We start from the raw sequence: 19,042 nt of genomic DNA on the forward strand, positions 1-19,042 counted from the left end.
ATGCGAGCGTACGCCGCCGGCGTCATTCGCGCCGGCACGCGCAAAGCCCGTGCCGCGGCATGGCACGCCGCTTGCGCAACGCCTCGTCACAAACCACCACCGGAGGGAACATGCCTGGATACCCGCGTGCGCCTGCGCACCACGCCATCGCAGCGGCCGCGATCGCCGCGCTTCACCTCGGTGCATCGGCACAGGACAGCAGCGAAGCGGCCGAAGCCGGCAAGCTGCAGACGATCAACATCACCGCCGAGCGCCGCCTGGAGAACATCCAGGAAGTGCCGAACTCGGTCAGCGTGCTGCAGGGCGAGACGCTGGAGGTGCTGAACACCAGCGGCCAGGACATCCGCATGCTGTCGGCGCGTGTGCCCAGCCTGAACATCGAGTCTTCCTTCGGCCGCGCCTTCCCGCGTTTCTACATCCGCGGCTACGGCAACACCGACTTCCGCCTCAACGCCTCGCAGCCGGTCTCGCTGGTCTACGACGACGTCGTCCAGGAGAACCCGATCCTGAAGGGCTTCCCGGCTTTCGACCTGGAACGGGTGGAAGTGCTGCGCGGCCCGCAGGGCACGCTCTTCGGCCGCAACACGCCGGCCGGCGTCGTCAAGTTCGACTCGGTCGCGCCGACGCAGCGCTTCGAGGGCTACGGCAGCCTGTCCTACGGCACCTGGAACACCGTCAACCTGGAAGGCGCGCTGAACGTGCCGACCTCCGAAACCTCGGCGCTGCGTGTGTCGGTGCTGAACCAGACGCGCAGCGACTGGGTCGAGAACACCTTCGAGGACGGCCCGACGCAGGACCTGGAGGGTTACCGCGACAGCGCCGTGCGCCTGCAGTGGAAGACGCAGCCGACGAAAGACTTCAGCGCGCTCTTCAACCTGCACGCCCGCGACTTCGACGGCTCGGCGCGGCTGTTCCGCGCCAACATCATCAAGCTGGGCAGCAACGACCTGGTCGGCGGCTTCGACCCGGACAAGATCTCGATCAACGGCGTCAACCACTCCGAGCTGCAGAACTACGGCGGCAGCGCGCGGCTGCGCTGGGACCTGGGCAGCGTGACGCTGCATTCGGTGACCGGCTACGAGACGGTGAAGACCTACAGCCGCGGCGACATCGACGGCGGCACGACCACTGGGCCGGGCGTCATCTTCTTCCAGTCCGAGACCGCCGACGGCATCCCGACGCACGACCAGTGGACGCAGGAGTTCCGCGTCGAGTCCAACGGCAAGGCGGCGATCGGCTGGCAGGCCGGCGTCTTCCTGTTCCACGAAAACTTCGAGTTCGAGAGCTTCGGCTACGACTCGACGACCGCCGGCAACCCGCAGAACGCCTACGAACGCTCGCGCCAGAAGAACGACGCCTGGGCCGTCTTCGGCGCCACGACCTGGCAGGCGACACCGGCGCTGTCGCTGCGCGCCGGGCTGCGCTACACGCGCGACAAGAAAGACTTCGACGTGCTCGAGTACTCGGGCGGCCTGGAGACGCTGGACGACACCTCGGCGACGACGCACGACAACAAGGCGAGCTGGGACCTGAGCGCAACCTACACGCTCGCCAAGGACATCAACCTCTACGCACGCGCCGCCACGGGGTTCCGCGCCAGCAGCGTGCAGGGCGCCGGCGCCTTCAACGGCCAGTCGATCGCCAAACCCGAGACGAATACCTCGTTCGAGGCCGGCGTCAAGGCCGACCTGTTCGAGCGCCGCGCACGTGTCGGCTTCAACGTCTTCCGCTACACCGTCAAGGACCAGCAGCTGACCGCCGTCGGCGGTGCCGCCAACTCCAACATCCTGCTCAACGCCGACAAGGCCACCGGCCAGGGCTTCGAGCTCGACCTGCAGGCCTACCTCACCGAGAACCTGCTGGCGACGCTGGGCGTGGGCTACAACGACACCGAGATCAAGGACAAGAACCTCGCGGTCGCGACCTGCGCCCAGTGCACGGTGACCGACCCGCTGAACGCCGACGGCAAGGCGCTGATCGACGGCAATGCGCTGCCGCAGGCGCCCAAGCGCACGGTGAGCTTCACGCTGAAGTACACCCAGCCGCTGGGCGCCGGCGACGTCTACGTCTTCACCGACTGGGCCTACCGCAGCGAGGTCAACTTCTTCCTCTACGAGTCCAAGGAGTTCACCGGCAAGGCGCTGCTCGAAGGCGGGCTGCGCGTCGGCTACACCTGGGGCAACGGGAAGTACGATGCCGCGGCCTTCGTGCGCAACCTGACCGACCAGGTGCGTGTCGTCGGCGGCATCGACTTCAACAACCGCACCGGCTTCATCAACGACCCGCGGACCTTCGGCCTGCAGTTCAAAGCCAGCTTCTGACGATGAAACGTTTCCTCCTGGCCGCCGCGACGCTCGCCGCGGCGGCAGCCGCCGGCGCGCAGCCGGCGGTGATCTACGAACTCGGCGGCAAGAACGACAAGTCTTTCGGCGAGGCGGCCTGGAGGGGCGCGGAGCAGTGGAAGAAGGAGACCGGCAAGCCGTATCTCGAGTTCGAGATCGCCAACGCCGCGCAGCGTGAGCAGGCGGCGCGGCGTTTTGCCGAACGCGGCGCCGACCCGGTGGTCGGCGTCGGTTTCCCGCAGGCCTCGGCCATCGAGAAGGTGGCCAAGGACTTCCCGAAGCAGCGTTTCGCCATCGTCGACATGGTGGTGAACCTGCCCAACGTGCAGAGCTTCGTCTACCGCGAGCACGAAGGCAGCTTCCTCGTCGGCATGCTGGCGGCGCTGGCCAGCAAGACCGGCAAGGTCGGTTTCGTCGGCGGCCAGGACATCCCGCTGGTGCGCAAGTTCCTCTGCGGCTACGAGCAGGGCGCGAAGTACGCCAACCCGAAGGTGCAGCTGCTGTCGGCGATGACCGGCAGCACCAACGCCGCCTGGACCGACCCGCCGCGCGGCGCCGAACTCACCAAGGCGCAGATCGCCCAGGGTGTGGACGTCGTCTTCAGCGCTGCCGGCAGCACCGGCTTCGGCATCATGCAGGCGGCCAAGGACGCCGGCATCTACGCCATCGGCGTCGACAGCAACCAGAACCACCTGCACCCGGGCACGATGCTGACCTCGATGGTCAAGCGTGTGGACCTGGCGGTCTACCAGGCCTTCAAGGGCGTGCAGCCGGGCGTGACGGTGCTGGGGCTCAAGGAAGGCGGCGTCGACTACGCGCTCGACCAGTACAACGCCAAGCTGATCACGCCGGCGATGAAAACCAAGGTCGACCAGGCCAAGGCCGACATCGTCGCCGGCAAGCTGAAGGTGATCGACTACACCGTCGCCGGCGCCTGCCGCTAGTCGGGCAGCGCCAGCCCCGCCGAAGCGGCGAACGCACGCACCTGCATCTCGGCCGCCGCGCGGGCGTCGGCGCCGAGGAAGGAATGGCGCGCCGCCTGCACCGCCATCGCCAGCAGGTCGCTGCTCGCCAGCGGCGTCTCGCGCAGCAGCGCCGCGGCTTCGGACGAATGGCTCAGGCAGGACATCAGCCGGTTGTCGGTGTGATAACTCAGGCTCACGCCGGCGCGCCACAGCGCCGTGATCGGGTGCGCCGCGACCGAGGCCGCGGCGCCGGTGTGCACGTTGCTGGTCGGGCAGACCTCCAGGTGCAGCGCGGCGTCGCGCACCGTGTCCAGCCAGGCGACACGCGCCGGGTCGGACAGCACGTCGACCAGGCGCACGCCGTGGCCGACGCGGCGCGCACCCAGCTGCAGCGCTTCGAGCACACGGTCGGCGCCGTCGGCTTCGCCGGCGTGCAGCGTCAGCGGCAGGTCGGCGGCCCGCGCCGCAGCCAGCGCGTCGGCGTGGTCGGTCAGCGGGTGGCCGTGTTCGGGGCCGGCGAGGTCGAAACCGACGACGCCGCGGCCCTGCCAGCGCAGCGCCAGTTCGAGCGCGCGGAAGGTCTGCACCTCGGGCAGCTGGCGCATCGCGCAGACGATCAGCCCCGAGGGCAGCGGCGAACGCCGCAGGCCGTCGGCGATGGCCTCGACCGCGGCGTCGCCGTCGACGCCGTGGGCCTCGAACAGCAGCGGCGCGACGCGGAACTCGGCCAGCAGCGCACCGTCGGCACGCGCGTCCTCGGCGGCTTCGTAGGCGACACGCGCCAGCGCCTCGGGCGTGGCCATCGCCGCCACCGTCAGCGCAAAACCTTCGAGGTACTTGGGCAGGCTGCCGGCGTGGGCGTTGGTGTCGAACCAGGTCTCGAGCGCGGCGAGATCGGCCGCCGGCACCGCCAGGCCGCGGCGCTGCAGCAGCTCGTACAGCGTCGCCACACGCAGGCCACCGTCCAGGTGCTCGTGCAGCAGTACCTTGGGCAGGGCCTGGGCCTGGGGGGTTTCGGGGTCGTGCATGGCTTGGGGCTTGTCCAGCAAGGCCCGTGCCGGTTCGTCGACCGAGGCTCGGCTCTTGCTACAAGCTGTCTTGTATCCTGCCCGCCTCCACGCCAGCCCCCTAGCCGCCATGCCGATCCGATCCCTCGCCGCGTTCGCGGCCTGCGTCGTCGCCGTGGGCGGCGCCGTCGCCGCACCGGCCGTCGTCTACGACATGGGCGGCAAGTTCGACCGCTCGTTCAACCAGTCGGCCTATGAAGGCGCCGAGCGCTGGAAGCAGCAGAGCGGCAAGCCCTACCTGGAGTTCGCCGTCACCAACCCGGCGCAGCGTGAACAGGCGCTGCGCCGCATGGCCGAACGCGGCGCCGACCCCATCGTCGGCATCGGCTTCGCCCAGGGCAGCACGATAGACAAGGTGGCGCGCGACTTCCCGAAGCAGCGTTTCGTCGTCGTCGACGCCGTCGTCGCGCTGCCCAATGTGCAGAGCATCGTCTTCAAGGAGCACGAGGGCAGTTTCCTCGTCGGCCTGATGGCGGCGCTGGCCAGCAAGAGCGGCACGCTGGGTTTCGTCGGCGGCATGGACGTCCCGCTGATCCGCAAGTTCCAGTGCGGCTACGAGCAGGGCGCCCGCTACGCCAACCCCAAGGTGACGGTGCTGGCGGCGATGACCGGCACCACGCCTTCGGCCTGGAACGACCCGGCACGCGGCGCCGAACTGGCGCGCGCCCAGTTCGCGCAGGGCGCCGACGTCGTCTTCGCCGCGGCTGGCGCCACCGGTGTCGGCATCCTGCAGGCGGCGCGCGACGCCGGCAAGCTGGCGATCGGCGTCGACAGCAACCAGAACCATCTGCACCCCGGCACGATGCTGACCTCGATGGTCAAGCGTGTGGACGTCGCCGTCTTCAACGCCTTCAACGGCGTGACGCCGGGCATCACCGCGCTCGGCCTGAAGGAAGGCGGCGTCGACGTCGCGATCGACGAACACAACGCGCGCCTGGTGACGCCGGCGATGAAGCAGCGCCTGGACGCGGCGCGTGCCGACATCGTCGCCGGGCGGCTGAAGGTCGTCGACTACATGGCGAACAACGCCTGCCGCTGATGCCGCAGCCGTCTCCCCCGGACCGCGGCGCCCCGGCCGCGGTGTGCATGCGCGGCATCGCCAAACGTTTCGGCGCGGTGCAGGCCAACGACGGCGTCGACCTGACGGTGGCAGCGGGCAGCGTGCACGGCATCGTCGGCGAGAACGGCGCCGGCAAGAGCACGCTGATGGCCATCCTCTACGGCTTCCACCCGGCCGACGAGGGCACGATCGAGGTCGACGGCCGGCCGGCGCGCATCGCCAGCGCACGCGACGCGATCGCACTCGGCATCGGCATGGTGCACCAGCACTTCATGCTGGTGGAGACGCTGAGCGCACTCGACAACGTGCTGCTCGGCGCCGAGGACGGCTGGCACCTGGGCCGCGCGCGCGCCGCGCTGCGCATGAAGCTGGACGCGCTGATCGCCGAGACCGGCCTGCAAGTCCGCCTGGACGCGACGGTGGCCGAGCTGCCGGTGGGCGAACGCCAGCGGCTGGAGATCCTGAAAGCGCTGGTGCGCGGCGCGCGCATCCTGATCCTGGACGAACCGACCGCGGTGCTGACGCCGCAGGAGACCGAGCAGCTGTTCGCGACGCTGGCGCGGCTGCGCGAGCGTGGCACCACGGTGCTGCTGATCACGCACAAGCTGGGCGAGATCCTGGCGCTGTGCGACGCGGTGACGGTGATGCGCGCCGGCCGTGTGGTGCTGGACTGCAAGATCGCCGACACCAGCCTGGACGGGCTGGCCGAAGCGATGGTCGGCCGTCGCGTGCAGCTGGGCCGCGACGAGGCCGCGCCGGCGCATGCCCTGGGCGCCGAACTGCTGAACGCACGCGGCCTGTGCTGGCGCGACGCACTGGGCGTGCCACGGCTGGACGGCGTGTCGCTGGCGCTGCGCGCCGGCGAGATCGTCGGTGTCGCCGGGGTCTCGGGCAACGGCCAGGGCGAGCTGCTGGACGCACTCGCCGGGCTGCTGGTGCCGCAGGACGGCGAACTGACGCTGGCCGGCCGCCGCTTCACGCCAGCGCACTGGCTCGACGCCGCGGGTGCACGCGAGCTGGGCCTGGCCCACGTGCCCGAGGACCGCCACGCACGCGGCCTGGTGCTGCCCTTCCCGGCCTGGGAGTCGGCGGCACTCGGCCAGCAGCAGGCCTACAGCCGCGGCGGCTGGATGCAGGCGAGCGCGATGCAGGCCGACTGCGCCACGATGATGGAGGCCTACGACGTGCGCCCGCGTGACCTGGCTCTGCGCTCGGCAGCTTTCAGCGGCGGCAACCAGCAGAAGCTGATCCTGGCGCGCGAGACCTGGCGCGGCCCGCAGGTGCTGCTGGTCGGCCAGCCGACACGCGGCGTCGACATCGGCGCGATCGAATTCATCCACGGCCGCCTGCGCTCCCTGCGCGACGCCGGCGCGGCGCTGCTGGTGGTGTCGTCCGAACTCGACGAGATCCTGGCGCTGGCCGACCGTGTGCTGGTGATGGCCGGCGGGCGCATCGCCGGCGAGCTGCCGATCGCCGAGTGCAGCGAGGCGGCGCTGGGGCGGTTGATGGGGGGGGCGCTTCGGTGAGAGTTGTTGTGCTCGTCCGCGGACATCATGCCGGCATTGGCGCGCGGCACGGCAGGGGGCAGCCGCCGGCGGCTCCTCCTCGGCGGTCGGCCCTGCGGGCCGACTCCGCTGCGCTGCTCGGTCTTGCGGGTGCGCTGCGCAACTCGCTGCGCTCACTGCGTGAGCTCCGCTCAAACAGTGCGCTGCGAGTCAGATCACGATGCGCGCTGACGCGCGCCACCCGCAAGCCCTGCGCTGCTCGCCGCCGACAGTCGCCTCCGTCGGCCGCCCCCTGCCGTGCCCACAACGAGCGGTGGCGCACCACCTGTCTGTCCGCCACCTGCGGTGAACGAGCGCCCAGGTGGGGCGTGTCGCGGAGTGAAGTATTAGGAGGAGGGCGGGCTTGCCCGCCCGGGGGACATGAACGCAGCGGCACGCCCCGCCCGGGCGCGGACGCGCAGCCGGCGTCGCACGTGGGCAGCCAGCTCCAGCCAAGCCGAGGCAACAGCGAGCCGGGACCCACCACCTACCTGCCCACCACCGGCAGTGAGCGAGCGCCCGGGTGGGGCGTGCCGCGGAGTGAAGTATTAGGAGGAGGGCGGGCTTGCCCGCCCGGGGGACATGAACGCAGCGGCACGCCCCACCCGGGCGCGGACGCGCAGCCGGCGCCGCACGTATGCAACCCGCTCCAGCCAAGCCGAGGCAACAGCGAGCCGGGCCCCACCACCGGCCTGCCCACCACCGGCAGTGAACGAGCGCCCGGGTGGGGCGTGTCGCGGAGTGAAGTATTAGGAGGAGGGCGGGCTTGCCCGCCCGGGGGACATGAACGCAGCGGCACGCCCCGCCCGGGCGCGGACGCGCAGCCGGTGACGGACGTGTGCACACAGCCCCACCGATCCAGCGGGGAACAAACATGAGCACCCGCCCCACCGACCTCCCCCGCTGGGTCGACCTCGCCGTGCTGCCGCTGCTGAACCTGGCCGCAGCGCTGTTCGTCGCCGGGCTGGTGATGAAGCTCGTCGGCTTCGACCCGCTGCAGGTGATGGCGCTGCTGGCCAAGGGCGCCTTCGGCAGCCCGGTGGGGCTGAGCTACACGCTGTATTACGCGACCACCTTCGTCTTCACCGGGCTGGCGGTGGCGGTGGCGTATCACGCCGGGCTCTTCAACATCGGCGCAGAAGGCCAGGCGATGCTGGGCGGGCTGGGCGCCGGGCTGGTGGCGCTGGCCTGGTCGCCGGCACTGCCGGCCTGGGTGATGCTGCCGCTGATGGTGCTGGCCGCCGCCGCCGCCGGCTGCGCCTGGGCCGCGGTGCCGGGCGCGCTGCAGGCCTGGCGCGGCAGCCACGTCGTCATCACGACCATCATGTTCAACTTCGTCGCCGCGGCGCTGCTGGGCTGGCTGCTGGTCGGGCCGCTGAAGGAGCCCGGCAACATGACGCCCGAAAGCGCCGCCTTCGCGGATTCGGCGCACATGCCCGGCGTGCACGAGGCGCTGGCGCTGGTCGGCATCGAGTGGCCGAAGACGCCGTTGAACCTGTCGCTGCTGCTGGCCGCGGCCGCCGCGGTCGGCGTCTGGGCGCTGCTGTGGAAGTCGCGTGCCGGTTATGCGCTGCGCGCCGTCGGCTTCGCGCCCGAAGCGGCACGCTACGCCGGCATGCGGCCGCGGCCGACCATCCTGCTGGCGATGGCGGTGTCGGGGGCGCTGGCCGGGCTGGTCGGCGTCAACGAGATCGCCGGCGTGCACGGGCGGCTGCTGCCGGACTTCGTCGCCGGCGCCGGCTTCGTCGGCATCGCGGTCAGCCTGATCGGGCGCAACCACCCGGTCGGCGTGGTGCTGGCTGCGCTGCTGTTCGGCGCGCTCTACCAGGGCGGGGCCGAACTCGCGTTCGAGCTGCCGGGTTTTTCGCGCGACATGGTGGTGCTGCTGCAGGGGCTGGTGGTGCTGTTCGCCGGGGCGATGTCACGCGTGGGCGCGCCGGCGCTGGCGCGGGTGTTCGGCAGGAGGGCCGGCGGTGGATGAACTGGCGATCGGCTCGCTGGTGGCGAGCACGCTGCGGGTGTCGGTGCCGCTGATCCTGTGCGCGCTGGCCGGGCTGCTGTCCGAACGTGCCGGCGTCATCGACCTGGGGCTGGAAGGCAAGATGCTCGCGACCGCCTTCGCCGCCGCCGCCACCGGCGCGGTGACGCAGTCGCTGCCGGCGGCGATCGCCGTGGCGTTGCTGGTCGGCGTGGCGCTGTCGATGCTGCAGGGTTATGCCTGCGTCACGCACGGCGGCGACCAGGTCGTCTTCGGCATGGCCGTCACGATGAGCGCCGCCGGCGCCACCGTCGTGCTCGGGCTGGCCTGGTTCCAGATGGGCGGGCAGACGCCGCCGCTGGACGACGCGGTGCGGCTGGGGCCGTGGTTCACGGCGGCGAGCGAGGCGGTGGCGCGGCTGCCGCTGGTCGGGCCGGGCTTGGCGCTGGCCTTCTTCGGCCACACGCTGCTGGTCTACGGCGCGCTGGCGCTGGTGGCCGCCGTCTGGTGGCTGCTGTGGCGCACGCGTTTCGGGCTGCGGCTGCGCGCCGTCGGCGAGAACCCGGCGATGGTCGACGCCGCCGGGCTGTCGGTGGCCGGGCTGCGCTACCAGGCGCTGGGGCTCAACGGCGCGCTGTCGGCGCTGGCCGGGTGCTCGCTGGTGCTGGCGCAGAACCCGTCCTTCATCCCGAACATGACCGCGGGCCGCGGCTACATGGCGCTGGCGGCGATGATCTTCGGCAAATGGCACCCGGCCGGCGCGCTCGTCGCCTGCCTGCTGTTCGGCTTTCTGGACGCGGTGTCGATCCGGTTGCAGGGTGTGGCGCTGCCCGGCATCGGCGCGGTGCCGGTGCAGGCGATACAGGCGCTGCCCTACCTGGCGACGGTGGCGCTGCTGGCCGGTTTCGTCGGCCGCTCGCGTGCGCCGGCGGCGCTGGGCCGGGCTTACGTGAAGGAGCGCTGATGGACGACGAGACGCTGGCGCGGCTGCTGGCCGCCGCGCGCGCGGTGCGCGAGCGGGCCTACGCGCCCTACTCGGGCTTCGCGGTCGGCGCCGCACTGCTGGACGAACACGCCCGCGTGCACGCCGGTTGCAACGTCGAGAACGCCGCCTACCCGCAGGGCTGGTGCGCCGAGACCTCGGCACTGGCGGCGATGGTCGCGGCCGGCGGCCGGCGCGTGCTGGGCCTGGTGGTCGTCGGCGTCGCGCCGCGGCCGCTGACACCCTGCGGCGGCTGCCGCCAGAAGCTGCGCGAGTTCGCGGCCGACGACTGCCCCGTCTGGAGCGCCGACCTGGACAGCGTGCATGCCCGCTTCACGCTTGGCGAACTGCTGCCCGCGAGCTTCGGCCCGGGCCACCTGGAGACATCCGCATGATCAACCTTGCTGCCGCCATCGATGCCAGCGTGCGCCGCCTGGCCGCGCTGGGCCCCGCGCCCGACATCGCCGTCGTGCTGGGCAGCGGCTGGGACGGCATTGCCGCACTCGTCGAGGACCCGGTCGACCTGCCCTACGCCGAACTGCCGGCCTTCCCGCGGCTGGCGGTCGCCGGCCATGCCGGCGTGCTGCGGGCCGGCACGGTGGGCGGCCGGCCGGTGTGGCTGCTGCGCGGGCGCAAACACGCCTACGAAGACGGCGACCCGGCGGGCATGAAGGGCGCGATCCGCACGCTGGCGGCGGCCGGCTGCCGCACGCTGGTGCTGACCAACGCCGCCGGCAGCCTGGACGCGGTGATGCCGCCGGGCTCGCTGATGCTGATCGCCGACCACCTGAACGTGGTGCAGCGCACGCCGCTGCACGGCGAGCCGGGCAACGACCGCTTCGTCGACATGGGCCGGGCCTACGACCCGGCGCTGCGCGAGCAGGCACGCGCGGCGGCGGCCGCGGCCGGCATACCGCTGCCCGAAGGTGTCTACGCCTGGGTGCTGGGGCCGCAGTTCGAGACGCCGGCGGAGATCCGCATGCTGGCGCTGCTGGGCGCGCAGGCGGTCGGCATGAGCACGGTGCCCGAGACCATCCTGGCGCGCCATGCCGGGCTGGCGGTGCTGGGGCTGTCGATGTTCACCAACATGGCCGCCGGCCTGTCGGCCGAAACGCTGAGCCACGAGCACACGATGGCGGTGGCGCGTGGCGGCGCGGCCGACGCCGCGCGGCTGCTGGCGGCGCTGCTGCCGCGGCTGGGGCGTGCCGGCTAGAGCTGGTAGCCCAGCACCATCGCGACGCCGGGCTCCTTGTTCGGGCGCACGAAGCCGTCGCGTGTCATCCGGCTCATGCGGATGCGCAGGCGTTCGGTGTCGAACCACTTGCGGTAGAGCGCATCGATCTCGCCGCTGGTGTAGAGCCGGGCGAGCGTTCGGTCGACGGAGGCCAGCAGCGCGGGGTCGTCCTTGCGCACCATCACGCCATAGGGCTCGACCGACAGCGCCAGCGTGCTGAGCGTGTACTTGTCGGCGGCGCCGTCGGCGAAGGCCAGGCCCTGCAGCAGCGAGTCGTCCTGCGCAAACGCACGCACTTTGCCCGCCTTCAGCGCGGCGTAGGCCTCGGCGTTGTTCGGGAAGGTCTGGAGCTTGAGGTTGACCTCGCCTTCGGCGAGCTTGGTGAACAGCTTCTCCGAGGTGGTGCCCTTGCTCAGCGCCACCGGCAGGCCGTCGAGGTCGCGCAGCGAGCCGACGTTCAGGTCCTTGGGCGTCAGCACGCGCATCGTGGCGACGAACATCGTGTAGCTGAATGCCACCTGCGCCTGGCGCGCCTTGGTGTTGGTGGTGGAGCCGCACTCGAGGTCGATCTCGCGCGCCAGCAGCTTGGGGATGCGGTCGGCGCCGCTGACCACCTTGAACTGGACCTGCAGTTCAGGCAGCTTCAGCTCGCGTTTGAGCTCATCGACCGCGGCCAGGCACAGGTCGACCGTGTAGCCAACCGGGCGCTTGTTCTCGTCGAGGTAGGAGAAAGGCCGCGCCGCTTCGCGCACGCCCAGGGTGATGGTCTTGGTGGACTTGAGGCGGCTGAGCGTGTCGCCCGGGGTTTGGGCACTCGCAACACCGCAGGCCGCGAGCAGCGTGATGGCTGCCAGCCGGCCGAAACGCAGGGACGCCATGGGGGGCCGTCTTTCGGGGCATCTGGGGAGGGCGAGATGGTAAATCTCGGAAGGCGTCCATCCCATGACCAGCAGGGGTTGCGGGGCGGCTGTGGGTTCGTTGGGGCGTGACCGATTGCTCAGTGCTGGCTGGGGTTCAGCGTGGTGCACGTCCGCCGGCAGTGGTGGGGAGCCGGCCGCCGGGGCGTGTCCCTGCGTTCATGTCCCCCGGGCGGGCTGCGCCCGCCCTCCTCCTAATACTTCACTCCGGGACACGCCCCGACGACCGGCTTGGAGGCGCGGGGGTGCGCGGCGCTCGACTCGCGGCGAACGTCCCGGTAGAGGGGAATCACTCGCGGTGGGCTCGCATGGATAGCGCCCAGAGTTTCTGAGGCGAATTTGCATCGAGGCTCAGGTAGCGATTGCCCTTGGTAAACGCTGCGTGCGCTGAAGTACTGGCCAACGGTGGATTTTCAGTCGGCTTCCAGCCCTGCGCTACTAATCGCTCTCTTGCAGCTTCCAGTGAAAATGGAGCCACTTGGCAGCCAACGCCCATCGTGCAGCCGTCAGGTATTACTTGTGTACCGAGTTGCGCGGAGAGCCCTCGTAGCTCAAATCCCATGTCTTGTGCGAGTGCGCCTTGAGGTCGCACCGGGGTTTTCGGCCAAAGCCCAAGAGTTGCGATGACCAAGACACCAAACCCGACCACCCAATAACGGAGGAGGCTTGACTGGGACTTCGTGGCGGCGCCGGATTTCATTATGGCGAGCCGATAGGTGCGAATAACGTATATCTGTCGCTGAGGAAATCCGCGCGGCGGGAGCGAAGAGCTAACCGGCGCTGCACGGCCATATCGCGCAGCGTCCAGAGAGCGAAACGAGCGGGGTTGCGCGCCGGGTTAGCGCTCATGCTGCGGAGTGCTTTGGAGAAACTTCGCCATTCGCTCCAAGTCAGCGGCGACATCGTTGAAAAAAGTAGCCAGAAGACGATTTACCGGAGCTATCGCGTGTTGACTCGGCGGGAAGTCCCTGCAGAAATATTTCCCGCCGCCTTAATCGACATTGCAGTCCCAAGGCAGTACGGGCTTCTCTTCTCGGTCACGAAGGTTACCTATGTGTCGAATGTACTCAGAGAACTTCGGATCCGAGCGCGGAACACGAACAATCGCATCCCCAACTGCGCCCCTCGGACCTTCCGCAATTAGTTGAAGAATCAAATCTCCGTCAGTGCTCAAACGGGCTGATCCAATGGGTCTTTGGCATGCATGGCCGGCGTCCCGGTGCTGCGGCGCAGACCCGATGCACCCGCATAGAGCAGCCGCCGCAAGAGGCAGAAGAAGCCTCAGTAGCGCGACGTTCATCTGCGACGCCAACGCTCGACATGAGCAGCGGCGCGCAGACGGCGAAGCCGGCTGTAAGACAGCCGCTCGATGGAGGCCTCATCTCGGCGTTGCTTCTGACACACTTTTCTTCCTACTCCAAAGAAACAGAAGAGTTGCCCCAAGAATATGAGAAAGTGCGGTTCCGGCCACCAAAGGCCACCATCTCTTCCAACCCCCACTTGCGCCAATCGCAGCCATCAGCGCAAGCGAAGTAAAGTACCCGCCAACGCAAGAAACAAATGCGTGCTCGATCCCCTCCTTCGGCAGCAACGCGGTTGCCACCCATAAGGTCGCCCAGACGCGGAGCCAAAGAAATAGCCAGCCATACGAAATGACAATTATTGCAACAACACCACTCAGCCCTCCCGTCACTCTTGAGGTAGCGTAGAGAAAAAGGGCAAGATACAGGGCGCCTTCGGCGGTTGCTGCTATTGCAGCTGCTGTGCGGTGCATGAGGCCTAACGAATAGCGTTGCTCTGCCGCCGAGCAAACCCGCCCGGCGCGTGCCAGCATGGCGCGGCAGATAAACCATGTTGGACTAAACCTGCCGCGCTGCAGGCGTGATGGGGCAATGTAAGGTGGCGCCCCTGCTGCGACATCCGCTGCGCTGTGGAGGACGCCGGACTGCGGATGCCGTGTTGCCGCCTATCGACGCGTCATAGCCACGCCGGTGCTCTTTCCCGATTCGCGCACTCGGCCGCGCGCCTCGCGCTCGGACCCGGCACCGCCACGACGGCACGGCCGCACCAGCGGCCTGCCACGAGGACAGCCGCAGAAGTCCGGAACGACGGTCCGGCTCATCCCGGCGTCCTGTCCAGTGGCCCGCGGCAGGCGCGTCCACGCCGTTCATCCGCGGCCTGCTCGCCGAGTTCGGCATCAGCTTCGCGCAGACCCCCAGGCACGGGCGGTGGCGGGGAGCCGGCCGACGGGGCGTGTCCCTGCGTTCATGTCCCCCGGGCGGGCTGCGCCCGCCCTCCTCCTAATACTTCACTCCGGGACACGCCCCGACGACCGGCTGGCGGCGCGGAGGTGCGGCGCCATCAAGAAGCCGATGCGCGGGCCGCGCGCGAGGAAGGCGCAGGCCGCCGACAGGCTCACTGCTTTCGGTTGCGTTCGGGCTTGTGGTCGTAGCCGGGGTCCCGATCGAGTTTGCCGAAGAGGCCTGTCACCCGCGCTTGCTCTCGCCGGGCAATGAACTCCTTCAGGGCGAGATTCACCGCCGCATCCGGAGTCGGCTCGCCGCTGAGGCGGAAGACGCGTTCGACCAGTTCGGGGTCGATGGCGAGGTTCGTGGCCATTCGAGGTGCTCCCGTCGAACGGTTCGCTTTGGTGTGGTGCAGCGCGTTCAGCGAGGCAAGGCCTTGAACTCCAGCCCCAACGCACGCACGAGCTTCGCGACGGTCTCGAAACGCGGCTTGGCGCTCGGCGCCAGAGCCTTGTACAGGCTCTCACGGCTCAGGCCGGCGTCGCGGGCGACCTGCGTCATGCCCTTGGCACGCACGACGTCGCTCAGCGCCAGCAGCAGGAAGTCGGGGTCGTTCGCTTCGAGCGCGGCCGACAGGTACTCGGCGATAGCGTCGTCATTGTCGAGGTAGCGCGCGGCGTCGAGGTCGACCAGCTTCAGCGGTGGTCCGGTCTTGGTCACGAGTCGCCCTAGAGTCGGAAGTCGAATGTTATACGGCCGACCGGAAGCCCTCGTCCCCGCCTTCTCGACTGGCCTTGGGCATGTACTGAGAGTACTTGGTGTGCAGGAGGGCTATGCCATCGTCCTTCGTAGCCGTGTAGTCGAGTTTCTGCCTAAAGGCTTCAAGACGAGCCCGCGAAGCGCCGAGGATCTCGCTCCAAGTTGCGAGGCCAATCTTCAACTGCGGTTCATCGTGGAAAAATCCGATGGCCTTTCCCTGTTGCCTCACCGTTCTTGCGGCGTCGTCTGTCATTTCGTTCGACACTGCCAAGAAGGTCCAGTAAGTGTTCTGTTTGTCGAATCGTTCATCTGAAGCAACCGCGAGGGCGTAGCTTTCAACTTGCGCTTTGACTTCCAGGTCGATTCGCTGCGAAGGACGCTTCAACTCGACAACAAGGAACTCACGCCGGGTCTTCGCATATGCGGGGACTTCGCGGGCAAGCAAGAGATCAATGACGCCCTCGGATCCATCGTCTCGGACTACGGGAGCCTGCTTCTTGGGCTTTCGGTCCGTCGGGCGAAGCTTCTCAAGTTGCTTCCGCAGCACAGTATTGAGATTCTCATCGCTATTCGTAAGCAGGTATTCCTCGCCAAAGATCCATGTCTCGCCTTCGAGCATTCGATGAAGCTGAGTCCGCTCCTTCAACGATTGTTTCAAATCGGGTTGAAATAGCAGTTCATGAAGCCCTGCCAGAAACTGAAGCCGGTCAGTCACCATCTTGCTAGCTTCAATGATTGCAGAGAGTGTGGTGTACTGAAGTAGGTCGGCCAATTCGGTCTGACGCTCCTTCGGCATATCGAGTACGTCCGTGAGAATCCGCTTCAACGACTCTGGATTCTCGTCGAGCGCTGCCTTTAGCATCCTCAGCGTGAACTGACGGTCCTTGCTTGGCCCCTCTCTGAACGAGTCAATGTACTGGTGAACGTTCAGCGCACAGATGTCAAAAACTTCGCGTCGGGCCTTCTCGACGCTGTCCATGGCCTCGCCAGCGAACGGGTAAACGCCCTCGTCCTTCCACTGCTGAACAAGTTCGCCTGCAGTTTCGGCCTTTCTTCGACGGAAGTGCGCGCGAAGCGCATCGCGAGCATCCTCGATAAGGCGTCGCAGATCAGCGTTTAATTCTTCAAGAGCGAGCAGATTGTCGTTGTGAAGTCCAGAGATATAGTCAGACCGAAGGTAGGCCGTAAAGTTAAATTCACTACCCGGGCGGATCCCAGCTTCGACTTCATGCAAGGCAAAGCCTTCATTGTCACATAGGCAGATACGCCTTTCCTTCTTCGAGAAACTCCATTCGACGATGTCTAACTTCGCGCGGATCTCTGTTCCATCTGAAGCGCGGACCGGAGGGATATCAACGGTGTCATGGCTCTTCTGCACCGACTTTGGGTCAATGCGCTGGCCGCGGAAAAGGATGTCTGTACTTGGATAGTTTCGAAGGTACAGAGCAAATAATTCTGCGAGTTGGCGCACCGCCGACCCGTCATGAGAGAATACTCCCAGCGGCTCGATAACCTTCGAGATTCGCACCCGCGTCCCGCGCGTCTTTCCTGCGGGAGCTGGCACGGCAACTCCTATCTCGAAGTCTTGCAAGCGCGTCGCGTTGCCACGGATCACGTAGTGAAAAGGTCTATCGTCTTCTGTCAGATAAACGGTGTCCCAGATCACGTCATGCCCAAGGGCGAATGCTTTAAATCTTCCCTTGCCGTCGCGCCCGTGCATCTTCTTCTTTGCGCGAGGCGTCAGGCGTCGGTCACGCTTCCACGAGCCTCCGAGATTTCCAAACGCACGCTCAGCCTCCCCCATGGTGATGCCGTTGCCGTTGTCTGCGATTTCAATAGCAGTCGGACTACCTAGCTCGTTATCTTCCACGCTGATGCGCACACGGTCCGCGTCGGCATCCAGCGCGTTCCAAATGAGTTCAGCTAGTGCGGTGACCGGTTTTCCGCGGGCCAATGACTCAAGGTGATCGGCTTGTGCCTCAACGTGGACGAACCGAGGGCCGCTTTGCTCCGCCAGTTGCTCGTTCATCGTATCTCCTCAGTCTTGCGCTGCTGGTGAACCATACAAGTATCGATGTGGCGAGAGGCGTCGGATTGTGTGTCGGCTCCGCATCCACGACCTACCGTCATAGCTCTACCGCCAAAATTCACCGACATTCCTGGAAGCATTGGCCATTATGTGCCACCCCAATTTAGTCGTAGCGAGGCGGTAGTTTTTTACCAAGATTTTTAGCAACGAGCGAATCCCGCAGCACCTCCGTCGCAAGCCGAACCTTTGCGTCAAAACCCAGTAGCGCGGCGAGCTGAGTGTGTAGGCCGCAAAGCACCATATCGAGTGCGGTGTAGCGCGGCCCGCTTACAGGGACCGGGGCATCCGCTGGCATTTTGGCCTGAGGCTCGGGAAGAGGGATTCCGACTTCGCGCACAGCAAAACTGATCAAAGCTTGCACCTTGTCTGTGACAACCTCGGCCTCAATGTTATGCGCAAGCAGGTTTCTGAGGCGATTTAGCTTATCAAGAGCCGCCCAGCGCCAATCGTTTGGCTCAAGCGTTACAGCAGCAGCTCGCCCTATAGCGAGCAGTTGCGCGAAACTCAGCCGAGCCCCTTGTAACGCAGTAGGATGGACAAACTGTTTGGCAACAAAATCCCGCAACAGCTCTTCGAAGAGCAGGTGCGCGCGCAAAACGGAGTAGGTCGGATCTCCCATTTTTGGGGTGATCACACTGAGAAATCGATCGACGCCAGGTCCTGGATCATCGAAGTTTTCGGAGCTTTCCATACACGAGGAGCTTAATACCCGAATTGATGGGTGCGGACCAGGATAGCTGGCATAGCGACCATCTCGAATGAGGTGTTAGACATTAGCAATGACCATCTTTTTATCGAGCGCAAGACCGAACCTCTTAAGCACAGACGATAGAAACATGCCCAGCACATAGCCACCGATTTGCAGAGCCAAGGTGACGTCGTCCAGCGTCGCAGGAACTCCTTGATGGACCACCGCGTTTCTCTTCGCCTGAATAATCTTGATCTCCTCCCAAATTGTCGTTGCGTGACCCTCCATTTTAAGGACATCGAGGTCAATACCGCCATATTCTGAAACAACCCGCGCAAGCAGTGGCATAAATCGGTCATAGCCGCTCTGCTTTGCAACTAGATCAGACACGAGATCGGCCACCGACTCGTTGTGAACCAATCCATAAACGACTGGCCTGAGGAGGGTGACCTTCAGTCCGAGTTCAATCGCGGTCGTACAGAGAACAAGTGCTGCCGACTTGGACACAGCAAGCGACGCGAGAGCTTCGTCATACATCGCGAATGCTGGAATTGCCAACTTCGGGTGCGCCAGATAGTACGAACGCAAACGCTCCAAAGTGAACTCCTCGATGGCTTCGTCGACAAGGTCGGCGATTGCTTCATCTCGCGCAACGTCTTCAGGGGTATCCATGCCGATTCCTAACTATTGTTATACACGGCACTCAAACGCCGCATATCAAATCCAACGCTGGAGAAGAAGACATACCGGACGATGAACAATCCCTTGCCGTGCTGATATTCCCGCACCTAGGTCACTTGCAGCACGGGCGTAAATCGCCACCACAAGCGTCGTCGGTTACAGCTGATTCTGAGCCGCCCCAACGGGCCCGCCAAGCCTACCGCCCGCCTTCGGGGGGAGGTCGGCACGCCCAGCGAACAGCCCCCGCAAGCCCTGCCGCGGACGTCGGGTGGCCGGTGTAGGGAAGTATTAGGAGGAGGCCCGGCGCAGCCGGGCCGGGGGACATGACCGGAACCGGCCACCCGGCGGCCGTGGCACGCCTCGGCGCTCGCACGCGATAAGCACCGACGCAACGCCACGCGAAGCCAAACAAAAGGCAAGCCGAACCAACCCACCGCGCCATCAACCTCCCTGCCACCCCCCGGTGTCAAACTCCACCCCGACACCCAAC

General features: G+C 66.9%; 16 protein-coding genes. 8 read left to right on the plus strand and 8 right to left on the minus strand.

Features of this window, described 5'->3' with window-relative positions:
• Positions 1-110: 110 nt before the first annotated feature.
• Positions 111-2,321 carry a TonB-dependent receptor gene (locus CKO43_RS04175; RefSeq protein WP_200377917.1) on the plus strand — a complete coding sequence of 737 codons (2,211 nt, stop codon included), beginning with the start codon at positions 111-113 and terminating at the stop codon, positions 2,319-2,321.
• A gap of 2 nt (positions 2,322-2,323) precedes the next feature.
• Positions 2,324-3,286 (plus strand): BMP family lipoprotein, encoded by a 963-nt coding sequence (locus CKO43_RS04180; RefSeq protein WP_200377918.1) that lies wholly within the window; start codon positions 2,324-2,326, stop codon positions 3,284-3,286.
• On the opposite strand, the gene CKO43_RS04185 is transcribed toward CKO43_RS04180, so the two are convergent.
• Positions 3,283-4,335 carry an adenosine deaminase family protein gene (locus CKO43_RS04185; RefSeq protein ID WP_200377919.1) on the minus strand — a complete coding sequence of 351 codons (1,053 nt, stop codon included), beginning with the start codon at positions 4,333-4,335 and terminating at the stop codon, positions 3,283-3,285. The genes CKO43_RS04180 and CKO43_RS04185 overlap by 4 nt on opposite strands.
• A 109-nt stretch (positions 4,336-4,444) precedes the next feature.
• Between CKO43_RS04185 and CKO43_RS04190 the strand changes: the two genes are divergently transcribed.
• From CKO43_RS04190 to CKO43_RS04215, 6 genes are all read left to right on the plus strand, one after another.
• Positions 4,445-5,413, plus strand: a complete 969-nt coding sequence (locus tag CKO43_RS04190; RefSeq protein WP_200226962.1) for a BMP family lipoprotein — start codon at positions 4,445-4,447, stop codon at positions 5,411-5,413.
• Complete coding sequence (locus tag CKO43_RS04195) at positions 5,413-6,960, plus strand: ABC transporter ATP-binding protein (RefSeq protein WP_200377920.1); 1,548 nt, start codon at positions 5,413-5,415, stop codon at positions 6,958-6,960. Before CKO43_RS04190 ends, CKO43_RS04195 begins: the two co-directional genes overlap by 1 nt.
• A gap of 892 nt (positions 6,961-7,852) precedes the next feature.
• A complete protein-coding gene (locus CKO43_RS04200; protein WP_200377921.1) occupies positions 7,853-8,959 on the plus strand; it encodes an ABC transporter permease in 1,107 nt (368 codons plus the stop codon).
• Entirely contained in the window at positions 8,952-9,920 is a 969-nt protein-coding gene (locus CKO43_RS04205; RefSeq protein WP_200377922.1) for an ABC transporter permease subunit, read from the plus strand. The genes CKO43_RS04200 and CKO43_RS04205 overlap by 8 nt, the downstream gene beginning before the upstream one ends.
• Positions 9,920-10,333, plus strand: coding sequence for a cytidine deaminase (locus CKO43_RS04210; protein ID WP_200377923.1), 414 nt, complete (start codon positions 9,920-9,922; stop codon positions 10,331-10,333). Before CKO43_RS04205 ends, CKO43_RS04210 begins: the two co-directional genes overlap by 1 nt.
• On the plus strand, positions 10,330-11,151 hold the full coding sequence (locus tag CKO43_RS04215) for a purine-nucleoside phosphorylase (RefSeq protein WP_200377924.1): 822 nt from the start codon (positions 10,330-10,332) through the stop codon (positions 11,149-11,151). Before CKO43_RS04210 ends, CKO43_RS04215 begins: the two co-directional genes overlap by 4 nt.
• On the opposite strand, the gene CKO43_RS04220 is transcribed toward CKO43_RS04215, so the two are convergent.
• From CKO43_RS04220 to CKO43_RS04250, 7 genes are all read right to left on the minus strand, one after another.
• A complete protein-coding gene (locus CKO43_RS04220; protein WP_200377925.1) occupies positions 11,148-12,050 on the minus strand; it encodes an amino acid ABC transporter substrate-binding protein in 903 nt (300 codons plus the stop codon). The two genes, CKO43_RS04215 and CKO43_RS04220, sit on opposite strands and share 4 nt — an antisense overlap.
• Positions 12,051-13,467: 1,417 nt before the next feature.
• The gene (locus CKO43_RS04225) at positions 13,468-13,863 is read right to left on the minus strand and encodes a hypothetical protein (protein WP_200377926.1); all 396 of its coding nucleotides are present in this window, start codon (positions 13,861-13,863) and stop codon (positions 13,468-13,470) included.
• A gap of 641 nt (positions 13,864-14,504) precedes the next feature.
• Positions 14,505-14,708, minus strand: a complete 204-nt coding sequence (locus CKO43_RS04230) for a type II toxin-antitoxin system VapB family antitoxin (protein WP_200377927.1) — start codon at positions 14,706-14,708, stop codon at positions 14,505-14,507.
• A gap of 47 nt (positions 14,709-14,755) precedes the next feature.
• Entirely contained in the window at positions 14,756-15,055 is a 300-nt protein-coding gene (locus CKO43_RS04235; protein WP_200377928.1) for an addiction module antidote protein, read from the minus strand.
• A gap of 28 nt (positions 15,056-15,083) precedes the next feature.
• Complete coding sequence (locus tag CKO43_RS04240) at positions 15,084-17,123, minus strand: ATP-binding protein (protein ID WP_200377929.1); 2,040 nt, start codon at positions 17,121-17,123, stop codon at positions 15,084-15,086.
• Between the two features lie 163 nt (positions 17,124-17,286).
• Positions 17,287-17,874, minus strand: a complete 588-nt coding sequence (locus tag CKO43_RS04245; RefSeq protein WP_200377930.1) for a hypothetical protein — start codon at positions 17,872-17,874, stop codon at positions 17,287-17,289.
• A gap of 75 nt (positions 17,875-17,949) precedes the next feature.
• Entirely contained in the window at positions 17,950-18,543 is a 594-nt protein-coding gene (locus CKO43_RS04250) for a hypothetical protein (RefSeq protein WP_200377931.1), read from the minus strand.
• Positions 18,544-19,042: the final 499 nt, after the last annotated feature.

Source organism: Rubrivivax gelatinosus, assembly GCF_016583785.1.
In the GTDB taxonomy this organism is placed as follows: domain Bacteria; phylum Pseudomonadota; class Gammaproteobacteria; order Burkholderiales; family Burkholderiaceae_C; genus Rubrivivax; species Rubrivivax gelatinosus_B.

Excerpts from the sequence above, each read along its gene's own strand:
- CKO43_RS04195 (WP_200377920.1), top strand. The coding sequence starts at position 5,413 with ATGCCGCAGCCGTCTCCCCCGGACCGCGGCGCCCCGGCCGCGGTGTGC.
- CKO43_RS04230 (WP_200377927.1), bottom strand. The coding sequence starts at position 14,708 with ATGGCCACGAACCTCGCCATCGACCCCGAACTGGTCGAACGCGTCTTC.
- CKO43_RS04250 (WP_200377931.1), bottom strand. The coding sequence starts at position 18,543 with ATGGATACCCCTGAAGACGTTGCGCGAGATGAAGCAATCGCCGACCTT.
- CKO43_RS04215 (WP_200377924.1), top strand. The coding sequence starts at position 10,330 with ATGATCAACCTTGCTGCCGCCATCGATGCCAGCGTGCGCCGCCTGGCC.
- CKO43_RS04220 (WP_200377925.1), bottom strand. The coding sequence starts at position 12,050 with ATGGCGTCCCTGCGTTTCGGCCGGCTGGCAGCCATCACGCTGCTCGCG.
- CKO43_RS04185 (WP_200377919.1), bottom strand. The coding sequence starts at position 4,335 with ATGCACGACCCCGAAACCCCCCAGGCCCAGGCCCTGCCCAAGGTACTG.
- CKO43_RS04225 (WP_200377926.1), bottom strand. The coding sequence starts at position 13,863 with ATGCACCGCACAGCAGCTGCAATAGCAGCAACCGCCGAAGGCGCCCTG.
- CKO43_RS04190 (WP_200226962.1), top strand. The coding sequence starts at position 4,445 with ATGCCGATCCGATCCCTCGCCGCGTTCGCGGCCTGCGTCGTCGCCGTG.
- CKO43_RS04180 (WP_200377918.1), top strand. The coding sequence starts at position 2,324 with ATGAAACGTTTCCTCCTGGCCGCCGCGACGCTCGCCGCGGCGGCAGCC.
- CKO43_RS04245 (WP_200377930.1), bottom strand. The coding sequence starts at position 17,874 with ATGGAAAGCTCCGAAAACTTCGATGATCCAGGACCTGGCGTCGATCGA.
- CKO43_RS04210 (WP_200377923.1), top strand. The coding sequence starts at position 9,920 with ATGGACGACGAGACGCTGGCGCGGCTGCTGGCCGCCGCGCGCGCGGTG.
- CKO43_RS04200 (WP_200377921.1), top strand. The coding sequence starts at position 7,853 with ATGAGCACCCGCCCCACCGACCTCCCCCGCTGGGTCGACCTCGCCGTG.
- CKO43_RS04240 (WP_200377929.1), bottom strand. The coding sequence starts at position 17,123 with ATGAACGAGCAACTGGCGGAGCAAAGCGGCCCTCGGTTCGTCCACGTT.
- CKO43_RS04175 (WP_200377917.1), top strand. The coding sequence starts at position 111 with ATGCCTGGATACCCGCGTGCGCCTGCGCACCACGCCATCGCAGCGGCC.